This window comes from Variovorax sp. Soil_C_33, assembly GCF_057656935.1.
The window spans coordinates 232,222-246,190 of sequence record NZ_JBDGJK010000005.1; the positions used below are offsets into that span (position 1 = coordinate 232,222).

The following is a 13,969-nucleotide window of genomic DNA, read 5'->3' on the forward strand; positions in this document are numbered from 1 at the left end:
TTGCTGCCTGGAGCCCCTTGGCTGCCAAGACATTGAATATTCAAAGGAGATACAAAATGCTGATGAAAAGATACCGGTGTCAACTGGCCCTCATGGTTGGCCTAGCTGCTGCACAGCTCACGTTCGGCTTGGGTGGCGCTGTCGCCCAGAGCTTCCCGAGTCGTCCGATCGAAATCGTGGTTCCCTACGCAGCCGGCGGCTCGACCGACGCTCTGGGAAGGGCTTTCGCGGATGCCAGTCGCAACCACTCGTCGCAACCACTCGTCGTCGTAAACAAACCGGGCGCCGGGGGGTCGATCGCTGCCAACGATATCATCAACTCCAAGCCGGACGGACACAAGCTAGGTCTCTTCACCAACGACATCTTGACAACGCCATTGCTTGGTCTTGCCAAGCTTTCGTACCTGGATATCGAACCGATTGCACAGCTGAACTTCGATCCTGTTTCAATTATTGTTAGAGCGGACGCGACGTGGAAAACAGTTGGCGAGTTTCTCGCCGCGGCGAAAAGCGCGCCCGATGGGCTACGCATCGGCACTACCGGGAACGGAACGCTGAGCCATTTGGCCGCTGCGGCGCTCGTCGACAAGACTGGTGCGAAACTTGCGCCGATTCCGTATCAGGGCGCTTCCCCGGCAATTCAGTCGTTGCTCGGAGGCCACATCGAGGCAGTCACGGCAACTCCCCCGGAAGTAATCTCGCATGTTCGGGCTGGGACGCTTCGCATCATCCTCGTTCTGGCCGACCAACGAAGCAAGGCTGCTCTGGACGCGCCTACGGGCAAAGAGTCGGGGATCGACTTGTCCGTCGTCAGTTGGCGTTACCTGGGAGTGTCAAAAAAGACTCCTCTGGACGTCGTCGCCAAACTGCGCCAGATCGCCGCAAACACAGCCAAGGACCCTGCCATGATTGCTGCATTGGAGAAGCAAAACATTGGCTATAAGTTCACCGACGGACGAGAGTTCCAGGCGGTGCTTGACAAAGAGCACGACGTCATGAAAGACCTCATTGCCAAGGTCAACATGCAACAGCAGAGCCGCTAGACATCATGGTCGCGCGATAGGCGAAGGAAGGCTCGTCTCCGGTATCGTGGGTTGCGCACCTGAGTGTGCCGAGCCACATGCGGCAGGTTTCCCCAGCCGCAATCCGTATGGAGACGAGCCATGGACGAGAGTATCAAGTTCTTCGTGGGTTTGGAAGCGCACAAGGAGAGCATTGCTGTTGCCGTTTGTGAAGCTGGGCGCGAGCCGAGCCGGTTCGTGGGCATCCTCGCGCCTGAAGTGCAGGGGGTGCTCAAGACGCTGCGCAAGTACGGCCCCGCGCTGCTGGTAAGCGTGGTCTATGAAGTCGGGGCCGACCGGCTACGGACTGCATCGGGGAGCTGACCCGGCGCGGCTATCGCTGCGAGATCATTGCACCGTCGTTGATACCACGGCGCTAGCGCCACGTTCCGGGCCGCGCGCGCGATGGGCCAGAAGGAGGCGGCGATGCGCATGGCGCACAACCTGAAGAGCGTCAGCGGTGCCCTCGCCGTACGCGCCGTTCATCCCGCGGCGGCGGAGCTCGAACGGGCCTGCAGCGACGGCACCGACGATGCGAATGTCGAGACCCTGGTTCGAAGAGTGGCCCAGCTGCTCGGTCCGGTGATTTCCGAACTGCAGGCGCTCGGGCGACCCACACATCCTTTTCGAGCAGGCCTGCCCGTCTTCTCGCGAGCCTGTTCGAGGACTTCGCCCTGGTCTTCCTTGCTGAGGGCGAAGTAGTGCTCAGCCACGAATCGCTTCTTCGCCGATGGCCCGCGCCATCCAGGAGGGTAGGGCCGCGCGTGCAGAGGCCAACGCTCGCCACTCGGAAGGAGGAAGCGTGCGCCGCAGGGTAGCCAAAGACTCGCGGACGTGGCTGGGCCCCATCCATGCCAAAGCCCGCACCGCCGCCCCGGCTTGGCCAGAACCCAGGCCGAGCATCCAGCGCGGGGCATGCTTGACCATCACCTCGGAGCGCCCCAGCTTGAGCTTTCGGGTGCGACCCGAGGTCAGGTAGACCTCGCGGATGGGTACCTGCTGGGTCAGGCCCAGCGCGTTGGCGGCGTTGGCGCCGTGAGGAGTTACCACCTCGCCGTTCTGCGCGGCCAGGGCATGCACGACCTTTTCGGGGGCGGGAGCGCGCGTCCCGAAGCGGCTCGAGACCGGCCCTGGAGAAAACGCAGGAGGCAGGCATTGACCGCTATCAGCTGGTCCTGCTCGACGACATTGCCCGCATCCACCTGGAAGCCGGCCACGCGCACGAGGCCTCCGAGCGCTATCGAACACTGGTCGAGCGCGCTCGAAGTTCGCAGGCAGGGTTGACTCTGTCGAACGCCCTTTCCGGCCTCATCGCCGCACTGACGGCGGAGGAGCAACTGGAAGAGGCGGAACTGGTCGCCAGCAGCGCCTTGCCAGTGCTCGCCGGCAGCGCGATCCTGATCGCGCGGGCTGACATCCTGGCGTGGCTGATGGCGCGGCTCGGCCGCTTCGAAGTAGCGGCGCGCCTCATCGGCGCTTCGGACAACTTCAGGGCGGGCTGCGAAACCGCGCGCGACCTGGTGGAACAGCGCTGCCGCCAGGAAGCACTCGCCATCTTGTCGGCCTCGGTGCGCGAGCCGACGCAGCTCGCCTGGGTCCATGCCGGCGCCTGCGCCAGCGAAGAAGAGCTCGTGGCATCGCCATCGGCAAGCCTGCGGCCCGGCGCCGCCAAGGAAGCCAGAGGTGTGGCCCGATTGAGCGCGGTGGCCGACGCATCCGTGAAGAAGAGTTCCTGAGCCACCTCACCGACGGCTTACGCTCAAGTCAAAGGACGCAGCGGATCCATGCCGGTCGCCGCCGGCGGCACGACCGCGACCGGCTCTCCGAGTCCCAGCATGGTGTTGGGACGCGCGTCCGACTTCGCGACCTTCCAATGCGTCAGGGTTCTGATCGCGACCGCGCGTCGAATATACCGATGCCAGACGAAAGTCAGGTCGAAGAGCAGGATGCCCAGCCACCAGGCATAGAGGAATACGCCTCCGGCCAGCAGAACGGGCCACACGTCGGCGTCCGACGTTCCATCCCGCAAGCGCCACACGACGATGAAGGCGACCACCACCGTTCCGATGCTGATCAGCACGCGGCGGCCGAGCTTCGGGCGTCGCGGCAGGAACCAGCCGCTGCCCGCAATAACGAATGCCGCCATGATCAAGGCCAGCCTTTCGGCCGTGTCCGGATGGAGATCCAGCCAGTTCGCAAAACCCGCCAGCGGTCCGCCCAGATAGCCCGAGACGGAATGCGGCAGCAGCCAGACGCACGGCACCACGCCCACCAGCAACACCAGCAGCGACGCCAGCTGCCATCGGAATCCGCTGGCCTTGACCAAACGGGGCAGGCGCGCCGCCACCGTGATGCAGGTCAGTAGCACGCTCAGCAGGGCCACGTCCATCGGCAGGTCCCGCATCTGGGTTTGCGCGACGGTCTTGTAGAGGACGAATACCGCCACCAGGTGCAGCAGGAACACGAGGGCGTACGGAATCGCCAGGCTGACCTTGTCGACCAGGCGGTAGCTCGCGGGGCGCTTCGCCGGCTCTTTCGTTGGCGACACCACATCGTCGATGAAGTGCCCGAACACCTGCGCGTCCTGCCAGTAGTCGTTGTGAGCCTTGCCCGGCAGCCAATAGCGGCTGAACCCGATGTCGTGCCTCTTGGTGTCGAACTCGAAGGCCTTGCAACCTTGGAAGATCGTGGCGGCGGTGTCGAGTTGGAATCCGATCGGATCGCCATGGTCGTAGTAGTTGCGCCACTTGATCGGCTGATTCAGCGTGAGGCCCTGCGGATGATGGTCGAAGACGACGGCGCCATTCGCGTCCAGGTGGCTGGTGAGCTCGAGCCCACGCCATAGCTGCGGCCACAACACCAGGTGCTTGTCGATCGGCGAGCCGATCGTCATGAAGCCGCGCACATACCGGATCCAGCGGCTGTCGACCGGAACAGGCGCTGCCGCGGTACTGTCCGGGTCCACCACCTCGAGTCCGGACAGCGCCTGCAGCAAGCCAAGAAAGCTGATGACCGAGCCTTCGCTGTGGGCCACGATGTAGATCTCTGGAGCGCCTTGCGGATAGAGCTGGAAGTAGGCCGAGAGGATGTCCGACAGCGCCTTGTGGAACCGGTAGGTGATCCTCTCGCGGTAGTAGGGAAAGTCAGTCACCAGCTGAACGTCGCCGACGTAGTCGCGCAGCAAGGACTGCAGCTCGAACTTGAATAGGCCCGCGCTGGCGGTGACGTAGAACAGCTTTTCAAGCACGTCAATGGTCTCGACAATTTCTTCGACCACGCCAATGCCCAGTTGGAAGTCTTCGGGGGTCAGCACCCCGTTGTCAACGTTGTCGCGGTACTCGGCCTCGGCGCGGCTCACCACGGTACGTCCCCACGCCTTGGTTTCTTCCAGCGTGTCGTTCGCCTTGACAACCTGCGCCGGAATGTCGGCCCAGAAGACTTCCGCAAAACCGATGCGGGCCAGCGAATTCTTTGGATCGACGTTCAGCCGGCTGACCCGCACATTGGCATCGTTGCCGAGGTTGAAGTAGCCGATCGGCATGACGGGCAAAGGGGGAGAGTTTCGATCGCCAAAGCGCTGGGCGACCGAGCGGATGGTGTCGCTGCGCACCTGGCTGCCGATGCCGTGGATTGCGACGATGATCTTTTCGATCGGCGTGTTCGCCAGGGGATCGTTCCTGCGCTGCGCTCGGATGGCGCCCACGGAACTCGAAACGGCTGCGGCGTCTGACATATTCATATTCGGCCTCCGGTTCGTGATGAACGGTAACCCGTGCCGACCTCAGTGCGGGGGGGCGAGATCGATCCCGTCCAGCGCGGGCAGGAACTTCTGCTCGACCAAGCGCTTGAATCCCCTGGACGTCGGATGAAGTTCGTTGGCCCAGCCTTTTCCGTCCAGGGTGCCGGCCGTCTTGACCGCCAGGACGCGGCCCAGCGCGGGGTCACCGGCCATGCGCTCCTGCAAAAGGCCGAGCCGGTCGACCAGATCAGCGAACAGGTCGGCTCGCAGCTCCTGTGGAACCTGGCATCCATCCATGGGCACCTTGAGCCAATCAGCGGGCCCGAAGACGCCGTCGCCGGTGGGCCAGGCCTTGTCATAGTTGTGGAGCACGACGACTGAGCCTGGGTTGTAGCCGCGAAAGCGCGCAATCAAGGTGCGATAGTGGCCCTCGATGCCGGCCAGCGCGGCATCGGGCTGTCCGGCGGCGTAGCAATCGGCCAGCTGGTTGCAGGCCGAACAGTTGGCTTTCAGCAGCCTGGGAAAGTTCTGTGTGCCCACGATGTCGTTGCCACCGCCGCTCAGCAGCAGAGCTCTGACGAGGGGACCGCGCGCAAAGAAATCGAAGGTGACCTTGATGGACTGCGCGAACTTCGTGCTCCATTCGCCGGCCTCGGCGCCGTTGTATCCGGCCACCACGATGCTCTGCTGAGGCCGCCGCCGGGCAATCTCGCCCAATAGATTATTGAACGGGTACCAGAACCACGAATCGCCGACCGCCAGCATGGTTGGCGAGGCGCCGCGCGTCAACCCGTCCTGAGAACCATAGAAGAGATTGCTCATGGCCATGCACGCCTCCAGTCGCTCAAAGGCCACCATGGTGCGCCGAAGGGCGAACGCCTTCATCGCCAGATGAGAGGATGACTGACGGTGCGCATCCGACATGGCGGCCTGACGTACGGCCGGCTCCAACTCCAAGCGTCTTCTCGATCAGCGCCCCTTGGCGTGACAGCTCGGCAGGAGCTCCTGCCGGCTCACGCCAGCTCGATGATCTGTTCTGAAAATGCCGCCGGGTACGGCGGCCTAGTCTCGGCCCATTTCGGACTCCTTCTTCCGCAACGGTACGGCGTCCGTGAAGGAGGAAACTTCAGTCCCACTTCCATGTGGGCACAGTCGCTAGCTACGAGGACAGGATGCTCCGCGTGATCGACTTAGAGATCGAGGATGATGCGCAGGAGCAAAACTTCCGCGCTATTCAGGTTCGGCCTCGCAAACCAGGAAAGCGCATTCGAAATCGAGCCGATCGAGAGCGGGCTATGTCTATTTTTTCTCTGTAGGTGTCTGCTCTCTCTGCAACTCGGCATGAACTGCGCTGGCCACCACCTCGACAGCTTTCGCTCCAAGTGACGTAAGTTCCCAGGTAAAGCTTGGAATATCGGTCTTTGTAGGGACACGCTTGTGGAACACCCACCGAACCCGATTCTTCGTCTTTGTTTGGTATTCATCGGCGGGATGTGATTTGCGGAACTCTGTGAACGCTTTCGCAGCTTGATCGAGAGTCACCTCTTTGTCATCGACAAATCCACCTAGATCGATCAACTTGTTCCGCTGCAATTCCTCTAGCGCGGCGAAGCCGGCAAGGCTTGGGAGTTCGATGGAGTAGTAGCCCTCGCCCTTCTCGCGCTCGTACATGCCAATAAGCCCTGATGAATCTGCCCGAGCGTGCAAGAGCATGACGGTAGCGTCAGCTGACAAGCGCGGCACTGTATCGGCTAGGTTGGGGGTGCCGAGCTTAACCGCCTCATCCCTTATCGTGGACTTGAGTGAAATGGTCGCGACGCTGATGTCCTTAGCCTTCCGCACTTTGTCCGGAATCTCATTCAACGCATCTCGAAGTGGGACGTAGAAAAGTACGAGAAGGATCAAAGCGAAGGCAGGCCAACCGCCAAACAACACCTTCAGCACTTCGAGAAGTGCAGAGTTGGTTTTTGAAGCGGCTGACTGTTTGGTCGCCAGGGATTCTTCAATCGCCGCGAGGCGTCGACCGACTTCATTCATCGCGATCACAACGCCGACCGTGTTGGAAGGTGAATCTTGATCAGTCGCCATGTCACGCCCCTCGGAGTTTGTTTCCTATTCTCGTGGACAAACGGCATTTGAGGGGTGGTTCCTGGTGTGCGTTATGCCCTCTCTGTGGGGTGGACTCTCTGGTGTAGCTCAGCGCTCGGCGCAAGGACTGTACGTCCGAGCATCGCTGGTTAGATGCCCCCATCCTTCGGACGGAGGATTGCCGTTCTGGAGAGGGGTGGTACATAGCGCCTTAGAAAAACAAGGAGCCGAGGATGGAAAACATTTTTCGGACGCGAGTGCGCGCATGCGTGCTGACTTGTGTTGCGCTGTGGGCGGCCGCCTGTTCACCACTTTCGCCGCAGATTTTCTCAGATGACATGCTCTCGGCACCGAATCTGGGCGGCGGCGAGCATTCAGCGACGAAGACGAACGACGAGCCGCCGACAATGCAGCAGGCCAAGGCGAGCGCGCTCCAAGTCATGCGCCGCTACAACGACGCCGTGAAGGAGCATTCGGCGCTCACCCCGGGCATCGGTGCGGCATTGATCGGCCTATCGGCCCTGGCGCTGGTCAAGAGCATCAATCATCCCAATCGTTCCGACATAGTGGGTCTGGGCGTGGCCGGCTCGGCGGCTTATCTGTACGGCAGCACTTTCGCCTCGCGACCGCGGCAGACGGTCTACTTGGCGGGCGCCAAGGCGCTGTCCTGCGCCATTGCTGCGAGCGAGCCTTACGACGTACGCAAAGAGGAGCAGAACGATTGGCAAAAGCGGCAGGACGCAATGGAAGCGGACGCAGCCGCCTTGTCACTAACACTCGCCAAGCATGCCGGCCTGGCACGCGAGCGCAGTATCACCACGGGAGCGAACGTGCCGCCCGCTGGCTGCTCAATGGAGAACCGGCCTCAATGCACGCTGCGCGACGCCACCGCCGAAGAGCGCGCGACGCACGAGGCCATCTGCGCACGGGCGCGCGTCGAATGGGATCGGCGCTGCGTCGCACCAGTGGCGCGAACGCGCATCGAAGCGCCAAACCCCGCAGTCGCGGGTGCGGCAGCGCTAGCCAAGCAGGAGCTCACGGCGGCGGAAGGATTAAGCAAGCAGGTACCGCTTCTGCTCGCCAAACTGCGTTCGGCTCCGCGCGAGCTCAACGAAACCTCGCGGCGCATCCAGCTCAGCGTGAGCATGGAGGTGCTGAAGACCGAGCCCAGTTTGCAGACCATCCTCGCGTCGACGCGCGACCTGCGGGCGACAGGACTGACGCTGAGCGGTTCCGATGCCTTTAAGCCGGCGCTGGGTCAAGCCCAGGGTGCACCCATCAACGGCAAGGACGGCTCGGTCCGTTCACTCGACGCGGCGACGCAGACGGCCATCCAGGAGATCGAGCGCGACACGGCCGTGCTGCGAGCAAGCCGACGGGCGCTCGCCTCCCGCATCGACCCGGTTCTGGAAGACGTCCGCAACGTGCGTACGAGCCTGAAGGCCTGTGAATCCATCGCACCGCCCGCGGGGATAGCGCCCGCTCCGGGTTCAGACGAAGCCGGTACTGCGGAGCTCACGGCGGACGACTTGCGCCGGCTCGGGCTGGGCACCGATGCGACGCAGGACCAAGCGCGCAAGGCGATCGCCGCATGCCAGGCCCTGCTAGGTCGGCCGAAGCCGCCCACCGGCGACTTCGACGCGAGCACGCGTGACGCAGTACGCGATGGCACAGCGTGCGCCAACGTCGCCAGGCCCCGGCAGGGATGACGAAGCCATGGTCTCAGCACACACCCACTACCTGGCCTTGCACCGCGCGCTCAATCTCGTGCTGGCCGAGCGCGGTGCGCGGCTCGCATCTAGCGCCCGATTGGGCCTGTCGGGCGCTGCCGCGGCCAGCCTACGCTTGGTGAGGCGCAGGACCGACGGCCTCACGCTAGGCTTCGACGACCATTGCGGCGGCACCCTGCTACCGCGAAAGCTACGGTCGCCGATCGATGGGGCACCAATCCCAGTGCACGCGGTGCGCTGTGCTCGCCATGGCATCGCACATTCACCGCCCGAAGTGGTCAACCGGTCTTCTGGCATCTCGGCCGGCACACTCGGCGCGGTCCTGCGGGACCGGCGCTACTCGGAACAGCTTTTCGCGCTCACTTCCGGCCATGTGGTCGCAGCCCAGCCAGATGTGGCAGGCGGAGACGAGATCGCGTTTTCAGCACACGGCGGCGCGACGCTTTTTTCCGGCTCACTGCTCGACTGGTATCCGGACTTCGCGGCGCCCGGCGAAGGGACAAGCATCGATGCGGCCATCGCCTTTGTCGAGACCGAAGCGCTCGCAGACTTCGCATCGCGCAACACAGAATGGCCGGCTGGGGTGAACTTCTCGGTGCGCGAGTCCGACGCACTGCGCCTGCTGACTCGCGATCGCGGGGACGTGCGCGGCCAGGCGGCGGCGCGCGTGTCCTGCCACATGGGCATCGAAGGGACGGACATCGAGTATCAGCTCGTCGACGTACTGTCCTGGGATGCACCACAGGGCACGCTGCCTGGCGACAGCGGCGCGCCGGTTTGGGACGAGCGCGATTGGCTGGTTGGCATCCATGCCGGCACCGAACCGAACTCACCGGAGCGCCCCTTGTGCGTACCGATCTTTCGCATCCTCGAGTACTTCCGCGCCGACCTGGTCCTGCGCGACGAGTCGCTGCGCGTCGCGCCCCCGCCGCCCGCGCGCGAGGTGTTCGCCGGCTCCCTTCCTACGCCTGCCAGACCGTCCGTGGGTGCGGCCCCCTTGCCGGGCGATGCCGATGTGCTTGCGCGCACCATGTGGGGCGAGGCGCGAGGCGAAGGCACGGAAGGCATGCGCGCCGTGGCCCATGTCATCCTCAATCGCACGGCTCGCCAGACCTATTTCGGCAAGACTGTCGCCGAGGTCTGCCGCAAGCCCTGGCACTTCAGTTGCTGGAATCTCAACGATCCAAACTTGCGCAGGCTGGTCGCAGCCGACGTAAGCGACCCGCAGTTCCGTGAGGCACTGGACATCGCTGCTGCGCTCCTCTCCGACTCGCGCGGTCTCGTCCGACTCGATGAAGACCCAACCGAAGGCGCCACGCACTATCACGCGCGCTCGCTGTTCCCCCGGCCCGGCTGGGCGGTCGGCCACACACCGTGCGCAAGCGTCGGGAACCACGTCTTCTACAACGATATCCGCTGAGGAGCCGGCCATGGATACACGAATGATCGAAGTGGCACTCGGCCTGGCACTGGTGTTTGCACTCACGAGTCTGTTCGTCACCGCGGTGCGTGAGCTCTGGGCCTCGGCATGGGGCTCGCGGGCGAAGGTGCTGAATACAGCCCTAGTATCCTTCCTCGGCGACGACAAGGCCTTCGCCGAGAAAGTCATGAAGTTTCCCCTGCTCGTTTCGCTGTCGCAGGAAACGAGGGAAGGCGTACCGCGCCCGTCGTACATGGGGGCCGACATCGTGGTCACCTCGCTTGTCGCCTCGCTGATCAAGGATTCCACCGGCGGCATCAGGCCATCGACACCGCTGCAGTTCGTCGAAGCGCTCCGCCGCAAGGGACAGGTGGAAGGCGGCCCGAACGAGCAGTTCCTCGCCGGCCTGGGCAGCTTGATCCACGGCGTGGAGAACGACTGGCCCGGCTACGAGGCGCGGCTTTGCGCATGGTACGACTCCGTCACTGAGCGCTCCATCGGCTGGTTCAAGCGCAGCAACCAGAGGAGCCTGCTGATGTTCGGCTTCATGGTGGCCGCGGCGGCCAACATCAATCCGATTATTGTCGCCACCCACCTTTGGCAAGACGCTCCCATGCGCCAAGCGCTTGCAAGCGCGGCCGAAAAGGCGGGCAACGCGTACGGCGCGTCGATCGGAAAAGAAAATGCAAACGGCGACGCGCAAGCAGCCGCAACCACTGCAGCCGTGCGCGCTGCCACTGCTGCTGCGCGCGCCGAGCTCCGCGAGCGCCGCAGCAAGGAACAGGTCACCACCGAACGCGCACTGGACGAAGTCAAGGGTGCGCTCGAAGGCGCGAAGGAGCAGCTCGTCTCGCATCCGGCCAGCGGCGCGTGGCAAAGCGTGTCGCAGGCCTACGAGCAGGTCCTGTACCTGCGCTCGCGCCTCGACGCCGCGCGCAAGGCTGATGACGGTAGTCCCGAGTCCATGCGGCAGAAGCTTGGCTCGATGCGGGAGATGGACAGGGCAATGATGAAGCTCACGCAGCTCACGAACGGGACGGCGCCGGCACACCCGCTGCTGAACGAGCGCCTCGCGAGACTAAACCATGCGGTGAGCGATGAACGCACGCGCATCGCGGCCGGACTCGAGGGCGTAGGCCGGCATCTCGATTGCGCCAACTCAAAAACCGATCCCCAGGCGCGCGAGCTCTGCGAGCGCCTGGGCGATCTCAACACTCTCAAGAGCATGGGCCTGCCGGTGGGCTGGGCGCCGTTCCTCGCACCTGAAGTTTTCAGCTCGACATGCGTCGACGCCGCGGCGGCCAAGGTAGGCGATGCATGCTGGGACATCCATCGCGTCGGTAACCTGGTGCTGGTTGTCGTCGGCTGGTTGCTTACCGCCATCGCCACAAGCCTGGGCGCGCCCTTCTGGTTCGACACGCTCAGCAAGCTTGCGAAACTGCGCGCAGCTGGCGGCAAGCCGTCGGCGGTCGACAAGAGTGGCGCGATCACCACACCGCCCGGGGGTACGACTCTGTCGATGCCGGCGAGGAGCGGAAACGGAGGAGGGGGGGTGGTCGGCAGCATGCCCGGCGGCGTCCCGCCGGGCTCGCCGCCGCCAACGAGCGAAGCCCTGAGCACGCCAGAGAAGAGCTTGACGGAAAGCGAAATCCGGCGCCTGCAGCGTGAGCTGATGCATCGACTGAAAAGAACCGACCTGGTCGCAAACGGCGTGCTAGATGGCACCACGCGCGACGCAATCCGGCAGTGGCAGAGTGTGAGGCAGTACACGGCCGATGGAGTATTGACCGAGCGCCAGTTGTTCGAGCTGCTGAATCAAAGCGGTATGGGTATCGTGCCGCCAGGTACACCTACAGCGCCCCCTACCGCACCTGCGCCGCAACCGCCAACAGCACCACCGGCAGCCGCGCCGCCGCCGGGTCCTAGCCGCAGTGGCGCCCAGTGGGTCCAAGCATTTCTCGGCAGCAACGAAATCGCCGCATGCCAGCCCAGGTTTGCGCGCGCGCTGGAAGGCTTCGTCGGAGCGCTTCGCAATGCAGGTGCGAACATCAGAATTTCGGCCACATTCCGCCCGCCGGAGCGCGCCTACCTGATGCACTGGTGCTGGAGGATCGCGCACGAACAGTTCGATCCGCAGGATGTCCCGCCAAGGCCCGGCGTCAACATCGATTGGGTCCACACGGACCCGACGGGCGCGCCCGACTTGGCGCGAGCTCGAAGTGGAGCGCGCGAAATGGTCATCGGCTACAAGCTCGTCACCAAGCCAGCATTGGCGAGCCGTCATACCGATGGGCGCGCCGTCGACATGACCATCAGCTGGATTGGAGAACTGCAGATCCTCGATGCCGACGGAGCGGTGAGAACCATCCTCGATGGTCCGCGCAATGGTACCCATCCGCAGCTCAGGGCATGCGGCGCGACCTACGGCGTGATCAAGGACGTGTTCGGCAACGACCCGCCACATTGGTCTGACGACGGGCATTAAGGCGCATGCTCGAGCTGGCGATGACAAGGTGCTTCGCAGCGCGAGCCGCAGGATGCCGAGCTTCGTCGCACATCGACCCAAGACCAGACACAGGCGGGCGCTGGTCGCGGCCGTCGATCTGGAACAACTCGCCGATGCACGCCCGGCGGTTGTTGGATCTTTGTCGGGCGCTCTTTGCAAGGCGTCCACAGGCCCGTCACCATCACCAGCACCCGCACGGTCTCCTTCGCCCGGACTAATGCATGGCACTCACGAAGCTCCTCGCGCGCCAGCGTCGGACTCAAGTTGGTGCAACGTTGACAGATCAGCGCTGTGGCTCGTTCGGCAACACCTAAGCCCAATTGATGATTGCTCTGCCACTCGCGCGAGACCAGACCAGCAGCGCCTTCGTCCGTTTACCTTGACGAGCCGCTCAACCCGGGCCGATCCCCAGGATCTGGGACGGCAGACTTTGCAAAATTTCTACTTGGCGCCTACAAAACTTGTCGACTGCATGGCCTTGTTATGTTTATTTCATTCTCTCCCGCCCTGAAAGGCCGCCTGCGCAGGGGGAGAAGAGGGGAGAAGAGGGCGCCACCGCATCGCGACAAACTGACAGGGCGGCAGAGCCGGCACACCGCCGTCTCGCCGCTCGCAGGAGGTCCTCCATGCCATTCCTCGCGCCTTCGTTCGCCCGACTGCCGCGGCTGTCTTTCCTGCTTGCCGACCAGATCGAATCGCGCAAAAACATCGCCCGGCACCTGGGGGTGAGCCTGCGCACCCTGCAGCGCTACCAGGCCAGCGGCAACGCACCCCGCGCAGTCTACCTGGCCCTCTGGTTCGAAAGCAGATGGGGCATGGCCGCGCTGCATGCGCAGGCCTTCAACGAAGCGCAGCACGCCCGCGCCTGGGTCGCCTCGCTCGAGCGCGAGTGCGAGCGCCTGCGCGGCGTGATCCGGGCGCTCGAAAACGCTCAGGGGCAGCCGGCGGCCAACTCGGCGTTGTTCAATGCGGTCTAGGCCGGACGGGGCATCGAGCATCGGGCGACGCGGCAGCGGGCGCTCGGCTGGAAAGTGCGGGTGCAGGGGTCCAGGCGCCGCTGCCACGGCCACTACCGCCCGCACACATTGTGAGCATGCCCGGCGATTACGAAATGACCGGTGGTGCGGCTCTGCGGGTCGAGTTCAAAGCTGTAGTGCTCTGGCGCGTAGTGTGAACCGATACGCCGCAAGCAAGCGGCTGCTTCCTGCCCCCAGCATAGTCAAAACCCCCTGAGAGACGCTTGCGAGCGAGATCGGTGGATTCATGGTCCGGAGCCGAAGCCTGCGTCATTCACGACACCAAAAAAAAGAGCGGTCACTCCTTCCTTTTTCTACTGCACTCGAAGGCGCACCTTCTTAGCGGCACTTTTCCCACCTCCTAGCACCGATTCGATCCCTACGCGATATCGACCGCAACGTCAATTGT

General features: G+C 63.7%; 10 protein-coding genes and 2 pseudogenes. 8 read left to right on the forward strand and 4 right to left on the reverse strand.

Annotation, left to right across the window (positions count from 1 at the left end; genetic code table 11):
* Positions 1-17: 17 nt before the first annotated feature.
* The 3 genes and pseudogenes from AC3A6B_RS10460 to AC3A6B_RS10470 form a co-directional block, all read left to right on the forward strand.
* Entirely contained in the window at positions 18-1,043 is a 1,026-nt protein-coding gene (locus AC3A6B_RS10460) for a Bug family tripartite tricarboxylate transporter substrate binding protein (protein WP_487836644.1), read from the forward strand.
* A gap of 120 nt (positions 1,044-1,163) precedes the next feature.
* Positions 1,164-1,438 (forward strand): annotated as a pseudogene (locus AC3A6B_RS10465) (IS110-like element ISCARN28 family transposase); the annotation flags it as partial.
* A gap of 22 nt (positions 1,439-1,460) precedes the next feature.
* Positions 1,461-1,763, forward strand: a pseudogene (locus tag AC3A6B_RS10470) (Hpt domain-containing protein); the annotation flags it as partial.
* A 3-nt stretch (positions 1,764-1,766) separates the two neighbouring features.
* On the opposite strand, the gene AC3A6B_RS10475 reads toward AC3A6B_RS10470, so the two are convergent.
* A complete protein-coding gene (locus tag AC3A6B_RS10475; protein WP_487836645.1) occupies positions 1,767-2,309 on the reverse strand; it encodes a DUF6088 family protein in 543 nt (180 codons plus the stop codon).
* Positions 2,310-2,341: 32 nt separating this feature from the next.
* Here AC3A6B_RS10475 and AC3A6B_RS10480 point away from each other — a divergent pair, with 32 nt between their 5' ends.
* Positions 2,342-2,797, forward strand: coding sequence for a hypothetical protein (locus AC3A6B_RS10480; RefSeq protein ID WP_487836646.1), 456 nt, complete (start codon positions 2,342-2,344; stop codon positions 2,795-2,797).
* Between the two features lie 23 nt (positions 2,798-2,820).
* On the opposite strand, the gene AC3A6B_RS10485 is transcribed toward AC3A6B_RS10480, so the two are convergent.
* The 3 genes from AC3A6B_RS10485 to AC3A6B_RS10495 all read right to left on the reverse strand — a co-directional run bounded on the left by AC3A6B_RS10485 (position 2,821) and on the right by AC3A6B_RS10495 (position 6,888).
* Positions 2,821-4,671, reverse strand: coding sequence for an MFS transporter (locus AC3A6B_RS10485; protein ID WP_487836647.1), 1,851 nt, complete (start codon positions 4,669-4,671; stop codon positions 2,821-2,823).
* A 171-nt stretch (positions 4,672-4,842) separates the two neighbouring features.
* Complete coding sequence (locus AC3A6B_RS10490; protein ID WP_487836648.1) at positions 4,843-5,685, reverse strand: hypothetical protein; 843 nt, start codon at positions 5,683-5,685, stop codon at positions 4,843-4,845.
* Between the two features lie 414 nt (positions 5,686-6,099).
* Positions 6,100-6,888 (reverse strand): hypothetical protein, encoded by a 789-nt coding sequence (locus AC3A6B_RS10495; RefSeq protein ID WP_487836649.1) that lies wholly within the window; start codon positions 6,886-6,888, stop codon positions 6,100-6,102.
* Positions 6,889-7,121: 233 nt separating this feature from the next.
* Here AC3A6B_RS10495 and AC3A6B_RS10500 point away from each other — a divergent pair, with 233 nt between their 5' ends.
* The 4 genes from AC3A6B_RS10500 to AC3A6B_RS10515 all read left to right on the forward strand — a co-directional run bounded on the left by AC3A6B_RS10500 (position 7,122) and on the right by AC3A6B_RS10515 (position 13,521).
* Positions 7,122-8,597, forward strand: coding sequence for a hypothetical protein (locus tag AC3A6B_RS10500; RefSeq protein WP_487836650.1), 1,476 nt, complete (start codon positions 7,122-7,124; stop codon positions 8,595-8,597).
* 7 nt (positions 8,598-8,604) lie between these two features.
* The gene (locus AC3A6B_RS10505; protein WP_487836651.1) at positions 8,605-10,038 is read left to right on the forward strand and encodes a cell wall hydrolase; all 1,434 of its coding nucleotides are present in this window, start codon (positions 8,605-8,607) and stop codon (positions 10,036-10,038) included.
* 10 nt (positions 10,039-10,048) lie between these two features.
* Positions 10,049-12,523: a peptidoglycan-binding domain-containing protein gene (locus AC3A6B_RS10510; protein WP_487836652.1), complete on the forward strand. Its 2,475-nt coding sequence runs from the start codon at positions 10,049-10,051 to the stop codon at positions 12,521-12,523.
* Positions 12,524-13,170: 647 nt separating this feature from the next.
* Entirely contained in the window at positions 13,171-13,521 is a 351-nt protein-coding gene (locus AC3A6B_RS10515; protein ID WP_487836653.1) for a hypothetical protein, read from the forward strand.
* The last annotated feature ends 448 nt before the right edge of the window (positions 13,522-13,969 follow it).

Coding starts and splice junctions, on each gene's coding strand:
- AC3A6B_RS10505 (WP_487836651.1), top strand. CDS start 8,605: ATGGTCTCAGCACACACCCACTACCTGGCCTTGCACCGCGCGCTCAAT.
- AC3A6B_RS10495 (WP_487836649.1), bottom strand. CDS start 6,888: ATGGCGACTGATCAAGATTCACCTTCCAACACGGTCGGCGTTGTGATC.
- AC3A6B_RS10515 (WP_487836653.1), top strand. CDS start 13,171: ATGCCATTCCTCGCGCCTTCGTTCGCCCGACTGCCGCGGCTGTCTTTC.
- AC3A6B_RS10490 (WP_487836648.1), bottom strand. CDS start 5,685: ATGAAGGCGTTCGCCCTTCGGCGCACCATGGTGGCCTTTGAGCGACTG.
- AC3A6B_RS10510 (WP_487836652.1), top strand. CDS start 10,049: ATGGATACACGAATGATCGAAGTGGCACTCGGCCTGGCACTGGTGTTT.
- AC3A6B_RS10500 (WP_487836650.1), top strand. CDS start 7,122: ATGGAAAACATTTTTCGGACGCGAGTGCGCGCATGCGTGCTGACTTGT.